Origin of the sequence: Devosia sp., assembly GCF_028290645.1 — a bacterium.
Classification (GTDB): Bacteria; Pseudomonadota; Alphaproteobacteria; order Rhizobiales; family Devosiaceae; genus Devosia_A.
The window spans coordinates 1-16,832 of the sequence record NZ_JAQGJL010000314.1 but is presented as its reverse complement, the minus strand read 5'-3'; the positions used below and the strand labels follow the sequence as shown (position 1 = coordinate 16,832).

16 protein-coding genes are annotated in these 16,832 nt (G+C 62.9%); 9 read left to right on the top strand and 7 right to left on the bottom strand.

Going from position 1 to position 16,832, the window contains the following annotated elements; translation table 11 throughout:
- From JWQ89_RS16985 to JWQ89_RS16970, 4 genes are all read left to right on the top strand, one after another.
- Nucleotides 1-1,631, top strand: a 1,631-nt coding sequence (locus tag JWQ89_RS16985; protein WP_299642893.1) for a S8 family serine peptidase, incomplete at its 5' end; no start/stop codon positions are given.
- Nucleotides 1,631-2,791, top strand: coding sequence for a serine protease (locus JWQ89_RS16980; RefSeq protein WP_299642891.1), 1,161 nt, complete (start codon nucleotides 1,631-1,633; stop codon nucleotides 2,789-2,791). The genes JWQ89_RS16985 and JWQ89_RS16980, both read left to right, overlap by 1 nt.
- Before the next feature lie 9 nt (nucleotides 2,792-2,800).
- Nucleotides 2,801-3,811 (top strand): glycoside hydrolase family 19 protein, encoded by a 1,011-nt coding sequence (locus JWQ89_RS16975; protein ID WP_299642889.1) that lies wholly within the window; start codon nucleotides 2,801-2,803, stop codon nucleotides 3,809-3,811.
- Nucleotides 3,812-4,406: 595 nt separating this feature from the next.
- Entirely contained in the window at nucleotides 4,407-5,477 is a 1,071-nt protein-coding gene (locus JWQ89_RS16970; protein WP_299642894.1) for an isocitrate/isopropylmalate dehydrogenase family protein, read from the top strand.
- Between the two features lie 15 nt (nucleotides 5,478-5,492).
- Here JWQ89_RS16970 and JWQ89_RS16965 read toward each other — a convergent pair whose 3' ends face one another.
- The 6 genes from JWQ89_RS16965 to JWQ89_RS16940 form a co-directional block, all read right to left on the bottom strand.
- A complete protein-coding gene (locus tag JWQ89_RS16965; protein WP_299642888.1) occupies nucleotides 5,493-6,995 on the bottom strand; it encodes a tripartite tricarboxylate transporter permease in 1,503 nt (500 codons plus the stop codon).
- Nucleotides 6,996-6,999: 4 nt separating this feature from the next.
- The gene (locus JWQ89_RS16960; protein ID WP_299642886.1) at nucleotides 7,000-7,488 is read right to left on the bottom strand and encodes a tripartite tricarboxylate transporter TctB family protein; all 489 of its coding nucleotides are present in this window, start codon (nucleotides 7,486-7,488) and stop codon (nucleotides 7,000-7,002) included.
- 74 nt (nucleotides 7,489-7,562) lie between these two features.
- Nucleotides 7,563-8,522 carry a tripartite tricarboxylate transporter substrate binding protein gene (locus tag JWQ89_RS16955; protein ID WP_299642884.1) on the bottom strand — a complete coding sequence of 320 codons (960 nt, stop codon included), beginning with the start codon at nucleotides 8,520-8,522 and terminating at the stop codon, nucleotides 7,563-7,565.
- A 106-nt stretch (nucleotides 8,523-8,628) separates the two neighbouring features.
- Complete coding sequence (locus JWQ89_RS16950) at nucleotides 8,629-9,993, bottom strand: MmgE/PrpD family protein (RefSeq protein ID WP_299642882.1); 1,365 nt, start codon at nucleotides 9,991-9,993, stop codon at nucleotides 8,629-8,631.
- Between the two features lie 18 nt (nucleotides 9,994-10,011).
- Nucleotides 10,012-11,439, bottom strand: coding sequence for an aldehyde dehydrogenase family protein (locus tag JWQ89_RS16945; RefSeq protein WP_299642880.1), 1,428 nt, complete (start codon nucleotides 11,437-11,439; stop codon nucleotides 10,012-10,014).
- Nucleotides 11,439-13,046: a thiamine pyrophosphate-binding protein gene (locus tag JWQ89_RS16940; RefSeq protein WP_299642879.1), complete on the bottom strand. Its 1,608-nt coding sequence runs from the start codon at nucleotides 13,044-13,046 to the stop codon at nucleotides 11,439-11,441. The genes JWQ89_RS16945 and JWQ89_RS16940 overlap by 1 nt, the downstream gene beginning before the upstream one ends.
- Nucleotides 13,047-13,203: 157 nt before the next feature.
- On the opposite strand from JWQ89_RS16940, the gene JWQ89_RS16935 reads away from it, so the two are divergent.
- Nucleotides 13,204-13,890 (top strand): GntR family transcriptional regulator, encoded by a 687-nt coding sequence (locus JWQ89_RS16935; protein ID WP_299642878.1) that lies wholly within the window; start codon nucleotides 13,204-13,206, stop codon nucleotides 13,888-13,890.
- 123 nt (nucleotides 13,891-14,013) lie between these two features.
- On the opposite strand, the gene JWQ89_RS16930 is transcribed toward JWQ89_RS16935, so the two are convergent.
- Complete coding sequence (locus JWQ89_RS16930; RefSeq protein WP_299642877.1) at nucleotides 14,014-14,616, bottom strand: NAD(P)H-dependent oxidoreductase; 603 nt, start codon at nucleotides 14,614-14,616, stop codon at nucleotides 14,014-14,016.
- 129 nt (nucleotides 14,617-14,745) lie between these two features.
- Here JWQ89_RS16930 and JWQ89_RS16925 point away from each other — a divergent pair, with 129 nt between their 5' ends.
- The 4 genes from JWQ89_RS16925 (at nucleotide 14,746) to JWQ89_RS22555 (ending at nucleotide 16,790) form a co-directional block, all read left to right on the top strand.
- A complete protein-coding gene (locus JWQ89_RS16925; RefSeq protein ID WP_299642876.1) occupies nucleotides 14,746-15,159 on the top strand; it encodes a helix-turn-helix domain-containing protein in 414 nt (137 codons plus the stop codon).
- Between the two features lie 31 nt (nucleotides 15,160-15,190).
- The gene (locus tag JWQ89_RS16920) at nucleotides 15,191-15,835 is read left to right on the top strand and encodes an LLM class flavin-dependent oxidoreductase (RefSeq protein WP_299642875.1); all 645 of its coding nucleotides are present in this window, start codon (nucleotides 15,191-15,193) and stop codon (nucleotides 15,833-15,835) included.
- Nucleotides 15,836-15,911: 76 nt separating this feature from the next.
- Nucleotides 15,912-16,124, top strand: a complete 213-nt coding sequence (locus JWQ89_RS16915; RefSeq protein ID WP_299642873.1) for a hypothetical protein — start codon at nucleotides 15,912-15,914, stop codon at nucleotides 16,122-16,124.
- A gap of 384 nt (nucleotides 16,125-16,508) precedes the next feature.
- Nucleotides 16,509-16,790, top strand: coding sequence for an excalibur calcium-binding domain-containing protein (locus JWQ89_RS22555; protein ID WP_366144019.1), 282 nt, complete (start codon nucleotides 16,509-16,511; stop codon nucleotides 16,788-16,790).
- Nucleotides 16,791-16,832 lie beyond the last annotated feature (42 nt).

Below are 16,832 nucleotides of genomic sequence, written 5' to 3'. Positions count from 1 at the left end.
CCTACACAGTTTTCTCGGACGACCCCAGCAAGGTTCAGAAGGATCCCGATGTAAAGCCTAGAACTTGGAGCAACGTCTTGGTGCCGGACTTCGTCCAGCAGGATGGCAAGGGGCTTCCCGACAACATAGTCGAGAGGTTGGGGATCGGAGGCAAGCTCGTCGACGTCAACAAATGGGAGAAATTCGAACCAGCTTCGTTGTTCGGCGACTTCCATCCAAGCCAGGACGCCGAGCTCAAGTCGGTGCGCTTCCCGGTGGCGAAAACCGAAGAGTTGCGTGCCCGAATATTGCAAGGCGGCTCGATGCCAAGCGTGATGATCGTCGACAGTTTTTTCGACGCCAAGCACTGTGACCTTCCCCAGGACTTCGTGGTTTACGACTGCTCCAGCGCGGTGGATCGAGATGCCAAGGTTTGCCCGATTGTCAGTGGTGACTTCCACTATCAGGGCAGTGCCTCAGGCCAGGCGACCGCATCGATGTCAGCAAGCCTCACCCACCCAACTGGAATATCGGTGCCGCCGGCCCGGGAGAAATGCGGTGACGCGGGACGCTTCAGTCTCGAGACTCCGCAGCAGACGGAGGCGTTCATCAGGGAACGTCACGGAACGCATCTGGCCGGTATCATTGCCTCGCGATGGGACGGTTTCGGCGCGGGGGGGATCAACCCGATGGCCAAGATTATCGGCGTCCAAGTCGACATGGACAATCTGACCGATGAGGGATACGGCAGCTGGCTTCTCAGGGTGATCGGCAGGATAATGTTCGAGCAACAGGTTCACGTTGTGAATCTGAGCCTTGGTTATCTCCCGAAACAACCAACGATGGCGACTTCAGACCAAGAGCGTCACGAGTGGTTGAGTGAACTCATCGAGAACCACGGAACGGGCGTTCTATTCGTCGCCGCAGCCGGTAACACAAAAGAGACGGACGGGTGCTTTCTCACCCCGGCGTGCCTGGGGCTGACCCAGGACAATGTGGTCACAGTGGTAGCGCTCGATACCGACGGCGGGGCGGTCTTATCCGGATCCAATTCCAATTCCGGCTTCGCATTGGGAGCAGACGGGGAAGGTATCCTGGGCACGATGCCTCTCAACAAATATGGCGACATGTCGGGAAGTTCCCAGTCGGCAGCGATCGTCTCCGGAGCAGTAAGCCTGGCGCTGGCCTTGGGTGAGCGCTGGACGCCACGAGGTACGCGGGAGCGACTGATTGCCTGCTCCGACGTCAGCCGCGATCTAATGGGCGCAATGGTTGGTGGCAAGCTGGATATCGAGTGCTTTTTGGACGGAGGTCGGGACCGCACAGTTGACGAAGACGGTGATGTGAAATCGGCCAAGCTCGTGCGGGTGGACCGCGGAGGACAGGCCTCCGGAGAACTTGAATTCTTCAACAATGGGACCAGCAGGACGGAACCCATTCCGATCGCGGATATCCTCGGGTTCCAAAGGGTCGAAAACGATCCCGCTGACATCGTTCTGTTCCTGCAGCCCGAGAGCAACCCGGACGCAAAGGTCGTCCGGCTCGAGGGCAGTATCCCCCAAGACCAGGAGTTGGTCTTCCGCGAAGCGGATGGCCCTCGTTCCAAGCTCAAGGTCGATGAGGTCGTGAAGTTCACACGAAGGGCAATCTGATGCGCCTTCCTACTGTGCGGCTGGCAGCGCTGGGGATGATTGTGGCCGCTTGGTGGGGTGCGGCCTTTGCGCAGGAAGTGGCGCTAGACGGTGGCCTTGATGCCACCGCCAAGAGCGTCGCTTTCACGTCGTTCCAACCGGCAGGGGACCATTTCGAGTTCAGTTTTCCGTCGCTCGATACCACTAGCGCTTACACGCGCGCTACCATTGTTGTGGAGCATCTGCCGCCGTCCTCGGCGATTGTCGTCTCTGGCAAGCGGATGGCCGGCGCGAACGCGCAGAATGCGCACACCTACAGTTATCCAAACGGATCGGACGCGGCCGAGTTTGTCAGCGGTGTAGTGTTCGGTTCGACGCTGACGGTCGCGGTCTATGCGCCGGACATTGCGGATGTGAAGCTGTCCGTCACCAAGATTTTTCGCCAGCGGAACCCGACCCGGTCTTGGGAATCCATCTTCGGGGAAGACGACGAGCGGCCTCTTCTCAAGGCGCAGCGTGCGGATATCGAGGCTGCTGCGCGCGCAGTTGTCTATATCTCCGTCATCACGCCCAATTGGGAGCTCGAGAATTGCTCCGGCTTCGTTATCGGCGAACGGCTGGCAATGACGAACAATCACTGCGTGGCGACCGCCGCGGACTGCGCCTCTGCGTCACTTGTTTTCGACTACTTTGTGGACAAGTTCGAGAGTACGACGATGGGCGCACAGGTGGGGTGCAAGCAGGTACTGCTAACCGACTACGCGCTTGATTTTTCCATTCTAGAGATGGCCGAGGCCGGCCCCCAGGGCCTAGCCGCTTTGGCATTGCTAGCTGTGCCGCCGGAGCCCGATGAGGAGGCGGTACTGATCCACCACCCGGGCGGAGAGCCCAAGATGGTGTCGATCAACGGCTGTCTGCCGATCGAACTTGAAGTCACGGGGCGGGGCGATCCTCCCAGCCAGCAGGATTTTTCACATCGCTGCGACTCGGCGGGAGGCAGTTCGGGATCACCGATCCTCGTCCGATCGCGGAGGGCCGAGGGCGAGTTCTGTGTCGGCGGCCTACACCACTGGGGCTTTGTTGGGTCCGGAGAATTCGTCGATCTCAACCGAGCCGTGATGGCGAGTGCCATACTGGCTCAAGCTCAACAGGCCGACATCGCGCTACCTGAATGCCAATAGGAGGGGAACATGAGGCGACGTGGTTTTTTGGCGGGTTCGACACTTGCCCTATTGCCAATTTCGACGCTGGCCCAGGAAAGCGCCACGGCGTGTGCGCCGGATGAGGCGGGATCGGGTCTGATCACCGTTGAAAAGATGGCCAGGTTCTCGCCAAAGGCGAGGAGCGACCTGCTCGAGGCCATCGTGAAAGGATGGAAGCACGTTATCGGCGAAAAGATCATCACCCCTATTCGGGTCCACCATTTCCTGGCGCAGATTGCCACTGAGACGGGCGGTTTCGCGCGCATCGACGAGAATCTCAACTACTCCGCCAGCAGACTACGCAAAGTCTTCAAGAGCCGAGTTTCCGACGCCGACGCGGCTCGACTCGAGCATAAGCCCCAGGCCATCGCAAACCACGTCTACGGGGGACGGCTCGGCAATACGGGTCCAAACGATGGCTGGACCTACCGTGGATCCGGTTTCATGCAATTGACGGGCCGCGACAACTTCGACCGCCGCGGCAAGCAGCTCGGTCTAAAGCTGGTCGACGACCCAGACCAGGTTCGGCAGCCCGACACCGGCTTCAAGGTCGCCACATCATTCTGGGCCGCTGTCGACGCGAACAAGCCAGCGGACAGGGACGATTTAATGGAGGTACGGCGGCTGATCAACGGGGGCAAGAACGGTCTGGAGGAGGCGGGAATCTGGTTGGCGAGGGCCCGACGGATCTTCGTGACGGTGCCAATCACGCCGGAAGAGGCGGACAGGCTCGATCAGCAGGAACTGCAGGCAATAAAGGCCACCCTCGAGAAACTTCGGATACTCGAACCCAACCCAGAGGAGTCCGGCTCCCTTGTGGACTTCATAAGGGCTCTCGTCACCTTCAGAGCGAAGGAGGAGCTGCCGGAGGTGGAACTTGCGGGCCTGCCGGTGCCTGCTCAATTGAAGGCGCTGTATGACGAGGATGTCCTCTATGCGCTGACCGACTATCATACGAGGTTGCTCGCGGAGGCAGGGGCGCTCCATAACCCTAGGTAGTCGATCTCAAGCAGCTGTCGAGCCTACCGACTAGCTCTACGCGAAAGCGTCCATCCGCCCCGTGACGAATCCGGAGGTATTGCCCTAATTGTGGGCAAGAGCCCAGCGCGCCGGCCCAAGCTCAGTCGGCTCATCCCAATAAGAAGGACAGCGGCGACATCGACATCCCATAACCGAGCAAGTGCGTTGGCCTAGCCGCTCGCCGTGGCTCCGTCGCCGGTGTTCTGTAGTCGATAGCAATCTCTGCTCGGTGACGACGAACCTTTGGGGCCATCCGGGTCGTAGTGACGACCTTCGAGATTGCTCAGCACATTGGCATCTTCGAGCCGGCGCATCTAACCAAAATCCGACTTACATCAAAATGGTCTCGTGCATCTCATCGCCCCGGGACAGAGGGCAGGCGGTTCCAACTTTCGCGGCCGTTCGGAGACCCGCTGGCTTCAGACCCGAGACCAGCACGCACGAGTTCCACCCCCTCGGGATTGTCTCTGTCGATAGCTACCTCGCCACCTCGCTCTTGCCTTCAGTGGGCGATCAAGCGTGACAAACCGCTCTGTATACATTAGTGTCCACACGTACCCAACTGGAGACATTAATGCGCTTGCTCGTTCTTCCCGGTGATGGAATCGGACCGGAAATCATGGCCGCGACCCTTGAGGTGCTCGACAGTGTTTCTGCACGCTTCGCATTAGGGCTCAAGTTCGTCCATGACATGGTAGGCCATGCCAGTCTCGCGCGGCACGGCACAACTGTCCGGGAGGAACTGATCGATGAAGCCAAGCGCTGCGCGGGCATCGTTCTCGGCCCAACAGCTACCTTCGAGTTCAAGGATCCATCAAAGGGCGAGGTCAACCCGTCCATGTTCTTCCGCAAGCGCCTCGATCTCTATGCCAATATCCGGCCAAACCGTACGTTCCCGAACCTGCCCAACAAGCTCGGCCCCTTCGACCTCGTCATCGCGCGCGAGAACACCGAGGGCTTTTATGCCGACCGGAACATGGAAGCGGGCGGCGGAGAGATCCTGGTTACGCCCGACGTGGCGATCTCGCTTCGCCGCATCACCCGGCAATGCTCCGAGCGTATCGCCGATGCGGCGTTCCGGCTGGCAATGGCTCGTCGCAAGCGCGTCACCATTGTCCATAAGGCGAACGTGCTGAAAGTGACCGACGGCCTGTTCATCGAGTCCTGCCGGCGCGTCGCCGCGAACTATCCCGAAGTCATCGTCGACGACGAACTCATCGATGCGATGGTTGCCCACATCGTGCGCCGCCCATCGCGGTTCGATGTGATCGTCACCTCCAACATGTACGGCGACATTCTCTCTGATCTCACCGCGGAACTGGCGGGCAGTCTGGGGCTGGGCGCCTCGATCAACTCGGGGACCGACTACGGCATGGCGCAGGCTTCGCATGGTTCGGCGCCGGACATCGCGGGCAAGGATATCGCCAACCCGTTTTCGCTTGTCCTTTCGGCCGGCCTGCTGCTGGGCTGGCTGGGGCAGCGGCACGGTTCCCGCCGGCTGCTCGACGCCGCCCGCGCCATCGAAACGGGCGTAGAAGCCGCGATCGCGACCGGCGAAACGACCCGCGACCTGGGTGGCGCGTTGGGCACCGGCGCCGTTGGCCACAGCCTCGCCCGGCGCATTGCCGAGGCGGTGCCCGCTTAGCGGGCACCGCCTATCTCATCTTGCGGTAGCGCGTTTGCGCTGCGCCAGCAGCTTCAGTCCCACAGGCAGGCCGATCACCACCACGATCAGGGCAAGGATGATCAGCGAGATCGGCCTCGAAAACAGCACCGTCCAGTCGTCATTGCTGATGATCATGGCAAGCCGCAGGTTGTATTCGGCAACCGAGCCGAGCACGAGGCCAAGCACTAGCGGCGCAGGCGGGTAGCGCAGCTTTTCCATGAAATAGCCGAGCACGCCCGAGCCGAGCAGCAGGTACACGTCGAACATCGAGTTGTTGACGGTGTAGATGCCGAGCACGGTGACCGCGATGATGAGGATGCCGAGCATCGTTGCCGGGATCATCAGCGCCTTGGCGAAGATCTTGGTGGCGAAATAGCCCCCGAACGGCAGGATAAGCGCCGACGTCACGAGCATCTGCAGCATGTAGCCGTAGACGACGTCGGGAGCGTTCTGGAACAATTCGGGACCCGGGTGCAGGCCATGAATGAGGAGTGCCCCCAGCATCAGCGCGGCGACACCACTGCCGGGAACGCCCAGTGTCAGCGCCGGGATCATCGCCGCGGCGTTGTCGGCATTGTTGCCGGCTTCGGCGGCCGCCAGTCCCTCGACCGAACCATGCCCGAACTCTTCGGGATGTTTGGACGCACGCTTGGTCTCATTGTAGGCGATGGCGCTGCTCGAGCCACCGCTGGAGCCGGGCAGCACGCCGACCACGATGCCGATCAGTGACGACTTCAGCCAGACCGGAATGAGTTGGCGGTATGTCCACAACCCCTTCTCCGGCTTTTCGATCTTGGACTGGGCGAACTTTGCCGATAGCGCCTTCTCGATCATATTCCAGGCCGGCGGCAGAGCGTAGATGCCGGTGAGAACGGCAACGACCAGTGGACCATTGAGAAGCTCGATCTGGCCGAAGGTGAAGCGCTCCTGGCCGCTGATCCGATCCTGGCCGACAAGACTGATGAGCAGGCCGACAGCGGCAGCAATGACGCCCTTGCCCGGCCTGTTGCCGAGCAGGATGCTGACCGAAGCGAGACCGAAGACGGTGACCCAAAAGATCTCGGAGGGACCAAAAGCCAGCGTCACTAGCATCAGCATGGGTGCCAGAATGATGAGCGAGAGCGCGCTGAGCACGCCTCCCACCGCAGACGATACGGCAGCCAGCCACACCGCGGCGCCGGCCTTGCCCTTCTGGGCGAGCGGATATCCATCGAGGGTCGTGAAGATGGCGCTGGTGGTTCCGGGAATGCGGAGCAGCACGGCCGGAATGGCGCCGCCGAAGGACGCACCGTTGTGGACGCCGGCGAGCATGCCGAGCGCGACCAGTGGCTCCATCCCATAGGTGAGCGGGATCAGCATGGCGATACCCATCGGCGCACCAAGCCCCGGGATAGCTCCCAGGACGATGCCGCCTATGAGGCCGGCGACCATGGCAAGCACGACCTGCCAGGCAAGGATGTCCGGCACGGCATTGATGAGAGCGGAGAGAATGTCCATCGCGTCAACCAAAGAGCTGAAGGATGCGTTCTGACGGCAGAACGCGGGAAAAGATGACGGTGATGACCAGCCAGGTGACCAGCACGTAGCCCACCGTCGCAAAGAAGATGCCCATCGGTTTGCGATAGCCGAGGGCTACCAGAGCGACAGGCACGAAAATCAGCGTGGCGGTGTAATAGCCGATGACTGCGATGCCGATGCAGTAGGCCAGCGACGCCGTGAAGATGATGCCAAAGCGAACCGGCGAATCGAAGAACCCTTCACTGGCATCGAGCTGGTAGCCGCCGGAGGCATCGTCCTCGGGCTCGGGGACGGTGGCAGGCCCGCCCAGGAAGCTCCCGACGAGATGCAGCGCGCCCATCGCTGCGAGAACCCCGGAAACGAGTTGGGGGAAGATCGCCGATTCCGGCGCGAAGTCCAATGTCAGCCAGAAGGCGCCGAGCCCCAGCAGGAGCACCGCCACATAGCCGATGCGATCGTACGTGCGAGTCATATGACAATCCGGTGGATGAAGAAGGCCGGGTCAGGATCGACCCGGCCTCGATGGCGCAACCATTGTGGCCGCTGCTATTTGATCCAGGGATCGACTTCCCATTGCTTGGCGATGGCCCCGTGCTGATCCTCGACGAAGGCGCGGTACGCCTCGGCGTCCATGTAACGCAGCGGCAGCTTCTGTTCGGCCGCGACGGCAAGGAACTCGGGATCGGCAACGGCCGCCGCGAACGCATCGGCGAGCATCTTGGTCACGTCCTCGGGCATGCCGGCGGGACCGCCGTAGCCGCGCGCCGATCCACCGATGAGGTCGATCCCCAGGTCCCGGAAGGTCGGCACGTCCGGAAGGTGCTCCCAGCGCCTGTCGGAAGCGAGCGCGAGGACGCGGATATTGCCCGCTTCAGCCGCCGACACGGCGCTGTTGACGACGGTGATGCCAACATGTCCGCCCTTCAACGCCACCAGCGCCTCGCCGGAGCTGCCGAATGGCGCCAGCCGGATCTCGACGCCGGCCAGATTCATGAGCCGCGACAGCAGCAGATGATCCTCGCTGCCGACACCGGCAGTACCCGCGACGACCGAACCCGGATTGGCTTTCAGCTCTTCGATGAGTTGCTCGAGGCTCTGGATGGGCGAATCCGCCCGCACCGCGACGCCGCTCGGGTCGAAGGCCAGGTTCGCGACATAGGTAAAGTCCTCGCGTGTGAAGCGGGTCTGCTTTTCGATCGGCTTCATCACCACGCTGGGCGTGTTGATCGCGCCGAGAGTGTAGCCGTCGGGCTCGGACAGAGCGATTTCGGTGAATCCGAGTTCCCCGCCGCCGCCGGCGCGGTTCACCATTACGAAGGTCGCGCCGTTCGGCATGTGCTTGGCGACGAACGGAAATATCGTCCGCGCGGTGATGTCGGCGCCGCCTCCTGGCGCAAACGGAATGATCACCGTCACCGGCCGTTCCGGATACTGAGCCATCGCCGACGTCGAGACGAGGCTAAGCAGACCAACGCCCACCGCCGCCATTATGCCAGAAAAATCCATGCTGTTCCTCCCTCAGTGTATTTCTGCATGCAATGGTATACGCTGAGAGACCGAGTGTCCAGCCGCTATCGGCTCCGACAGGCTCCTCTCAGCATCCCGGGCGGCCTCATGCCTCGGGCAGAATCGTCAGCGCCACGAGCGGCGCCAGATCCCGAGCGCTGTCGAGCGCCCAGAGCGCGCCGATCAGCGCCGTCGCCTGTCCGGCCGGCAGAAAACCGTGCGACAGCTCGCGGAACTTCTCCTCGATCTCGGCGTCCGACATCGGGTTGCGCCAATGGCCGCGATGGTGCTCCACCCGCGTCGCATGCACATCGCCCGACTTCATCACGAGCTCGAGTTCGCACAGGTTCATTTCCGCCTCGCGAGCGTTGGCCTCGTCGGACTCGATGCAGGCGATGCGCGACACCAGGTCGACCAGTTCGGGATCGGTGAAATCGTCGAAGTGCTCGTGCTTGACCGAGCCGTGCTTGAGCGCAACGCCGGCAGTGAATGGCATGCTGTGGTCGGCCGTCTCGCGGTTCCGCGGTCGCCACTTGTCGGGCTCGTCCGCCATGACGAGGAGGCCCGTCTTCAGTGTTCGCACCGTCACCCGATCGATGTCCTGGTAGCGGCCGCCGATGGCGACGCGCGCATCAAGCGCCGCCTGCGCCACCGTCTGCGCATACTGGCCGAGCGGGAACCGCTTGGCTGAACTGTGCATGATGCGAAAGGTGGCTTCGGGACCGAACGGCGCGAGCTCGAACGGCATGTGGCTGACGATGTTGAAGAACCCGTATTTGCCTTCGAAGATCGGCGACGGCCCGGTCATGCCGCGAGCGGCCATCTCGACGGAGAAGATGGCGTTGCGGTTGGCGTTGGCGTAGCCCGCCGCCTTCCAGTTCGAGACGTTGCCGAAGCGCGTCTGATTGAGCGCGATGTTGCCCGCAAGGCTCATGTTGAGCGCTTCCGAAATCTGCGCCGCATCGAGACCATAGAGCCGCGCGGCGCCGACCGTTGTCGCCGCGATCCCCATGGTGACGTGGTCGATGCCGGATTTTTTGTTGGCCCAGACATCGCACATGCGTCCGAAAACCTCATAGGCGATGACCGTCGCGAGTATGAGGTCGCGTCCGCTCGAGCCCACCATCTCGGCGACCGGGATCAGCGCCGCAACGGTGTCGGACGGGTGGCCGCTGCCCTTGCTGATATAGCCGTCATTGTGGTCCAGATAGCGGACCATGATGTCGTTGGCGAAGGCGGCGAGATCGACGCTCGTCCTCCGCCCGCTGCACCAGATCGTCGCCGGCTTCGTGCTGCTGATGGTTGCGGCAAGGTCATGGGCTATGTCGCTCGGCTTGCTGCGATAGCCGCCGAACGCGCACCCGACCGTGTCGAGGATGGTGCGCTTGGTCTGGTGCACCACCTCGGGAGGAAGCAGGGCGTAGCTGAGCGACGCGGCGTAGTCGCCGATGCGCCGCGAAAGATCGGTCATTGCAGGGTCCTTATGAAGTCACATGCGGATCGTGACCAGCTTGTCCTCGGTCATCTCCCGCACTGCGTAGTGCGGTCCCTCATGACCGAAGCCGCTCGCCTTGACCCCGCCATAGGGCATGAGATCGAGCCGGCTCGAGCTCGTCTCGTTGATGTGCAGGCCGCCGACGTCGATGCCGGCCACGGCGCGGTCGACGATCCCCAGGTCCCGCGTAAACACGCCACAGGCCAGCCCATATGGGCTGGCATTGACGCGCTCGATCGCCTCGCCGAATTCGTCGAACGGGATGATGCTCACCACCGGCCCGAAGATTTCCTCGCAAGTCACGCGCATGTCCACCGTGACGTCGGTGAGCACGGCGGGCGTGTAGCAGGCGCGGTCGCGCTTGCCCGCCAGCGGTGCCCGGGCGCCCTGCGCCACGGCCTCGTTGACCCAGGCCTCGACGCGCTCCGCGGCGGCGACCGAAACGAGCGGGCCGACATCTGTTGCAGCGAGGCACGGATCGCCCACGCTCAGCGCCCCTCCACCGGCACAGATCTCGTCGACGACCTGCTCGTAGAGCGGTCGAGCCACGTGCAGCAGTTGGATCGAGCTGCAGACCTGCCCAGCCTTGCGGAACGATGCGGCGACCACCTTGGGGATCGCCGCTTTCAGATCGGCGTCGGCGCACAAGATCGTCGAGGCAATGCTGCCCAGTTCCATCGACGTCCGACGCAATCCGGCGCGCGACTGGATGGAGGCGCCGGCCGCCGTGCCGCCGGTGAAGGTGATGAACCTGATCCGCTGGTCCTCGATGATCGCCGAGACGACGTCGGGGCCACCATGCAGAAGCCCAAGAAAACCTGCCGGCACTCCAGCCTCGTGCAGGCATTGAACCAGCAGGGCGGCTGTGCCCGGCGTATGCAGCGATGGCTTGAGGATGACCGGATTGCCGGCCGCAAAGGCCGGTGCGATCTTGTGGGTGACGGTGTTCAGCGGCGAGTTGAAGGGCGTCACCGCCAGCACGGGACCGACCGGCATCGGCACGGTATAGCCCATACGACCGGCGCCGCCCGGTGCGCCTCCGAACGGAATGGTTTCGCCGGTCAGCTGCCGCGCGGCGATCGCCGAAAGCTTCAGCGTCTCGCCGCAGCGCGATATCTCGCCATCGGCGTCGCGGCTGGGAAATCCCGCCTCCACGGCCATCAGCAGGCGAAACGCGTCAGCCCGCGAGGCAACGATGTCGATGGCACGCTCGAGAATCCGGGCTCGCTCGTGCTCTGTCGGTGCGCCGGCACGATGCGCCGCGTGGGCGATTGAAACCGCCTCGGCGATCTGCGTCGCCGAGGGCAGCGCTACCGACCACGCCGGCTCGGTGGAGAACTTGTCGAACACGGCGGCAGACGTCGCGGAGGCGTGCCATGCGCCGCCGAAAAAAAGCTCTGGCTTGAACGGGAGTGTCGACATCAAAATTGCGCCGCGTACTGGGAGGGATCGATCTGGGCCGCGATGACCAGCGGACGGTCGCCGCCCGGGCGCCGGTTCGCGAGCACGCGTTCGAGTTCAGGGATGGACGACACGCTGACCCCGTCGCATTCCATGCTGCTCGCCAGCAGCGGTACGTCGGTCGGCTCGATCCGCGTGCCGAAGCTCGGATACTGCCGAGCCAGCTGCTTGAGCTCGATGCGGTTGAGGCTGTTGTCGCAGAATACCACGACTGTCAGTCCGCCCAGCTTGAGAGCGGACGCCGTTCTCAGCTCGCCCTGCACCATGGCCAGGCCGCCATCACCGGTAAAGCACACCACGTCACGCTCGGGCGAGAGGATGCTTCCGGTCATTGCCGCGGGCAGACCATAGCCCATCGACGACAGGCCGTTGCTCATCAGCACGCCCTTGGGCTGCTGCGCCACCCAACCCTGCCCTACCAGCAGCTTGTGCGAGCCGACGTCCGAGGTGACCAGCGTGTCCTTGCTGCTCGCGGCAAGCACCGTCTCGACCACGTCGGATGGGTTGAGCCGGCCTTGCACCCGGCCGGCGAGGTAGTTCCGCCGCAGTTCGGCGCGATGGCCGGCAATCTCCGCCTCAGTCCAGCGCGGGCCTTCCACGCGAAGGCCGGCGAGGAGGATCGACAGCATGGGCGCGATCGGGCCGACGGCCTCGAGATCGGCTTGATAGATCTGGTCGGTATTGGGAACGCTGTCGATATGGACGACCGGAACGCTCAGCGTCCACGGCTTGATCAGCTCGACGGCATCGAAACCCACCGCGAGGATCAGGTCGGAGGACTTGAGAAAGTCCCAGATGAACTTGTTGCACGCCATGTCCAGGGTGCCGGCGAAGTACGGATGGGTCTCGTCGACAATGCCCTTCGCCATCGGCGATACGACCAGGGGAGCGCCGAGCTGCTCGGCAAGCGCGGTGATCTCCGCCGTCGCCCTGCTGCGGATCGCCGAAACGCCGGCAAGGATCACCGGCCGGCGTGCCGCCTTGATGCGCGCGATCAGCTTCTCCACGCCGCCCCAGACCAGTCCGCCTTCCATTTCGGCGTGGAGCGGCGGCAGGCGTATCTCGGCATCCACCGCATCGGCGCCCACAAAGTCGCCGGGCGTCGAAATATGGATCGGCCCGGGACGCTCACTCACCGACAGGCGCAACGCCCGGCGCATGATGCCGCCCACCGTGTGGGGGTTGATGCTGGTGGTCCACTTGGTGATCGGCGCGAACACGCGATTGTGGTCCATCACCTGGTGCGTGAAGAGCGCCTCGCGCCTGGTTTCGATCTGCCCGGAAATGGCGATCATCGGCGCGCGATCGAGATATGCGCTCGCCACCGCGTTGATGGTGTTCGAGGAGCCGGGCCCGAGGGTCGAGAGGCAAACCCCCGGCAGGTCGGTGAGCTGACCGTAGGCCTCAGCCATCAGGCCCGCGGTCCCTTCCCGAGTCGCGAGTACGAAGGGCATATCCTCGAGTCGGCAGGCCTCCAGGAAAGGTACGCTGGGGTCTCCGGGATAGCCGAAAACCTGGCCGATTCCCGCTTCCTTGAGGTAGCGAACCATCACTTCAGAGCAATTCATTCAATCACCAGTTGACCCGCGGGCGTGCTTTGGAGACAACTGTACGCAGTTGAATACACTCGGTCAATATGGGACTATGGCGATATGGCCGCTGTTGAGTTTTCCGTCCGCTTGTGGCTGAACTCAGCAGTGCGAAGCACGGCGCGAAAGGAATCAGATGCCCAAGACTCGTGTAAAGGCGACACCTGAGCCAGAGGGCGGTACGCGGGACCTTGCGCTGACGGCCTATTCCCAGCTCAAGGAGTTGATCAAGGAAGGGGCACTTCCGCCCGGTTCACGGGTCACCGAAGCTGATCTCAGCAGCCGCCTCGGCATGTCGCGCACGCCGGTGCGCGAGGCCATCTACCGGCTGGAAGGCGAGGGCCTGCTCACTCACGAACCCCGCCGCGGCCTGACCGTGACCCTGCTCGATCACCAGATGATCCTTGAACTCTACACCATGCGCGAAGTGCTCGAGGGCACTGCTGCGCGCCTCGCCGCCCAGCACGCGTCCGATACCGAGATCGAGGCCCTGGCCGAGTTTGTCGAAACCGAAGCGCAGATTCTGAGCCGGGGCGAACTGACGGCGAGGATCAACAGCCGGATCCACGCACTCATCTATCTCGCCGCCCACAATCGCCACCTGATGCGTACGCTGGACAGCCTTACCGTTCTGTCGCTGCTTCCCACCACCCTGGGCAACAAGGAACGCGCCGAGGAAGCTCACCAGCAACACAAGGCGATCCTCAACGCCATCCGGTCGAGAGATCCGGACGCGGCAGAGCTGGCGACGCGCGAGCATATTCGCTCAGCCCGAAAACACCGGCTGAAGAACTATATGCTTGACGTCGATCGGCGGGACTAGCCCTGCCGCGGTCGGGTACGATCACCCCGCTGCTCGCCCAAGGGACTGTAAAAGAGCGCCGGCCTCCACGACGGAGACCGGGGCCCCGAACCCCACGGTTGCGGTTGCGCCCCTGTCGCTGGGTCAGGCAGCGACCGCCTCGTCCACCGCGCTCTCCTCGCGCCCGGCCTTCAGCGTTCTGGCGTACCACGCCAGCTCGTCCAGCATCATGCCGGCCGTGAGCTTGAGAAAATCGTAGTCGTTGAAGCTCTTGCCGTCCCTCAATACGCCGAGATAGGGCTCCATCCCGATATGGACCGCGAAGCGGGTGGGGACCATCGCCAACTCGACCAGAATGGATCGCAGATGCTCGACGGCGCGGGCGGCGCCAGTGCCACCATAGCCCACAAAAGCCGCGGGCTTGTGCTTCCACTCATGGTGGACATGGTCGAGCGTGTTCTTCAGCACCGCCGGGATCGAGTGGTTGTACTCGGCGGTCACGAAGATGAAGCCGTCCAGTTCCGCGACTTTCTTCGCCCAGCGCTGCGCCTCCTCGTTTGCGATCGGGGCATAGGCCGGCGCTATCGGTGCGTCGAACATTGGGATGGGATAGTCGCGCAGGTCGATCAGCTCGAATTGGAGGTCGTGGCGCTGTTTGGCGATGTCGAAGATCCACTGCGCCGGCCGGTCGCCGAAGCGGCCCTGACGGGTGGTGGAGATGACGATGCCGATCTTGGGAGTGCTCATGGTCTGTCTGCCTTGAAGAGAATACATGGTAGCCACCAACAGGGACCTAGTCACCGTCAGTAACTGACGCTATATTGGTGACCACGAGCCAACAGCACAAGACGGCACCTTTTCCATACGGAGTCACCCATGCATCACTCTGTCACCCACTGGGAACCCAGCAACTCAAGCGAGTGCGACCGCGCCATACTGCCGGTGTCCGAAGTGCTGGCGCAGATCGCCGGCAAATGGACGATCTTCGTCATCCGGGCGCTGAGCGGGGGCCCTCGGCGGTTCTCCGAACTGAAGCGCGAGATCGATGGCATCTCCCAGAAGATGTTGACGTCCACCCTGCGCGACCTCGAGAAGAACGGCTTCGTCACCCGCACCATCACTCCCAGCATTCCGCCACGCGTCGACTACGAGCTCACCGACATGGGCCGGGAACTGCACGAGCCGCTCCTGGCCATTGGCAACTGGGCTCAAGTCAACCGCCACCGGGTCGAAAAGGCGCGCGAGCGCTTCGCCGAGCGCGAGGCGAAAGAGCGCGAACTTGTCTGGTGATTGCCGCCCCCCGCGGCGAGCACGGGTTGCAGTGTGCTCTGCGGCCCGCGCCGGCTATCTCGGCGTGCCGGTGATGCTCCCCGTCGCCGGCCAGCCGCAGCACTTCGTGTCCTTGGTCGATATCTATCGCCGGGCGGCCGAGGAAGGCGGCCACGATCCCAAGACCTTGCGAGTGGGTGTTGGTTCGCACGGCCTCATCGCCGAGGATGCGAAAGAGGCGGCCGACGTCGCCTTCCCCACCCTCAAGCGGACCATGATCCAGTTCGGCAAGGAGCGCGGCCGGCCGCCGCCGACGCGCGCGCAATACGATGCCGGAACCACCCCACAGGGCGCCTATTTCATTGGCGACCCGCAGCAGGTGATCGACAAGATCCTGTTCCAACACGAGTGGTTCAAGCACGACCGCTTCGGACTTCAGATCACCGTCGGCACCCTGCCGCACGACAAGGTGATGAAAGCCATCGAGCTCTACGGCAATGTGGTCGCCCCGCCATCCGCAAGGCCGTACGGTCATAGCCGTTTCATGCCCCGGTACCCGAGCGGTAAACTGGATCTATCCGCCAGCAGGGTGAAGGACCTTAGCTCTGCTAGGCGCCGGCTTTGGGGGCTCAACACCAAAGCTCTCAATCAGGGGAGCAAGAGCCGGCGGGACAAGCTCAAGGACACCTTGTTCTAGACTAAGACCATGAAGCAGACCATGGCCATGGCTGTGAGGGCGGTTCACTCAAGCGGCGTGTTGGCTCCCTTCGATCGTGCAAGACAAGATCGCGTCGCTTATCGCTGACGACTTGATGGGGTCCAAGACTATTCTGTACTCGGCACGCCGACTGGCGCGGCGGCTACCCAAGGTGGGAGCCAAGTTTAGCGACGTTCACCGCTTCGGCGGCAAGAGTGGCGACTTGCCGTTTGAGGTCGCTGGCGGCCCGGACTACGACCTGCGGCTCGAGGTGGAGCGCGTCGCCTAGTGCCCTCCCTATTGCCGGCCGTCGCAGGCTTGGGCAAGCTGTTCGGCGGCGCCCAGATCAAGGACGACGCCGACACTGAACGAGGTCTGTTCAAGAACCTGGACCGTCTGAAAATGGGCGGCATGTTCGCTCGAGAGGCACCGGAGGCGCTTCGTCCACGTCGCCTTGGACGGTGTGTGGTAGCCGTCGCTCCAGGACCGCGGCGGCGGGAGTACTCTGGCATCAGGTTGGTCCTACAGGCACATGAACCGGCGGTAATGAACTCGAGGAGAAGGGGGCCGGGTTGAACGTCCGCCTTGGGCCAAAGCGGTCAAACTGTGCCGCCACCTGCCGCTCTGACGCGTCGATCGACTGTCTGCCCATTGGCGGCTAGCAGGGGTGGAGATGCCGGCCATGCCTTTGAGGGGGGCTGGATTTGACATGGGCATTTGGTTGCTGCAACGCTCGAGAGCGGAGGCGATCAAAATGAAAACTGTCGTTCGAATATCTTGTGGCATCCTGATCCTCTGGTCACTGGTTGTTCCTTCATTCGCGCAACGGGATATGGATTGTTCTGACTTCCGTACTCAGCGCGAGGCACAGGATTTCTACGAGCGTAGTGGACCGGGTGATCCACATCGACTGGATCGAGACGGAGATGGTGTGGCTTGTGAGACGTTGCCTTGAAGCCGCGTTATTCTTCGCGGTTTTTGCGTCCGAAGTTCCCTA

Excerpts from the sequence above, each read along its gene's own strand:
- JWQ89_RS16980 (WP_299642891.1), top strand. The coding sequence starts at position 1,631 with ATGCGCCTTCCTACTGTGCGGCTGGCAGCGCTGGGGATGATTGTGGCC.
- JWQ89_RS16975 (WP_299642889.1), top strand. The coding sequence starts at position 2,801 with ATGAGGCGACGTGGTTTTTTGGCGGGTTCGACACTTGCCCTATTGCCA.
- JWQ89_RS16970 (WP_299642894.1), top strand. The coding sequence starts at position 4,407 with ATGCGCTTGCTCGTTCTTCCCGGTGATGGAATCGGACCGGAAATCATG.
- JWQ89_RS16965 (WP_299642888.1), bottom strand. The coding sequence starts at position 6,995 with ATGGACATTCTCTCCGCTCTCATCAATGCCGTGCCGGACATCCTTGCC.
- JWQ89_RS16960 (WP_299642886.1), bottom strand. The coding sequence starts at position 7,488 with ATGACTCGCACGTACGATCGCATCGGCTATGTGGCGGTGCTCCTGCTG.
- JWQ89_RS16955 (WP_299642884.1), bottom strand. The coding sequence starts at position 8,522 with ATGGATTTTTCTGGCATAATGGCGGCGGTGGGCGTTGGTCTGCTTAGC.
- JWQ89_RS16950 (WP_299642882.1), bottom strand. The coding sequence starts at position 9,993 with ATGACCGATCTTTCGCGGCGCATCGGCGACTACGCCGCGTCGCTCAGC.
- JWQ89_RS16945 (WP_299642880.1), bottom strand. The coding sequence starts at position 11,439 with ATGTCGACACTCCCGTTCAAGCCAGAGCTTTTTTTCGGCGGCGCATGG.
- JWQ89_RS16940 (WP_299642879.1), bottom strand. The coding sequence starts at position 13,046 with ATGAATTGCTCTGAAGTGATGGTTCGCTACCTCAAGGAAGCGGGAATC.
- JWQ89_RS16935 (WP_299642878.1), top strand. The coding sequence starts at position 13,204 with ATGCCCAAGACTCGTGTAAAGGCGACACCTGAGCCAGAGGGCGGTACG.
- JWQ89_RS16930 (WP_299642877.1), bottom strand. The coding sequence starts at position 14,616 with ATGAGCACTCCCAAGATCGGCATCGTCATCTCCACCACCCGTCAGGGC.
- JWQ89_RS16925 (WP_299642876.1), top strand. The coding sequence starts at position 14,746 with ATGCATCACTCTGTCACCCACTGGGAACCCAGCAACTCAAGCGAGTGC.
- JWQ89_RS22555 (WP_366144019.1), top strand. The coding sequence starts at position 16,509 with ATGCCGGCCATGCCTTTGAGGGGGGCTGGATTTGACATGGGCATTTGG.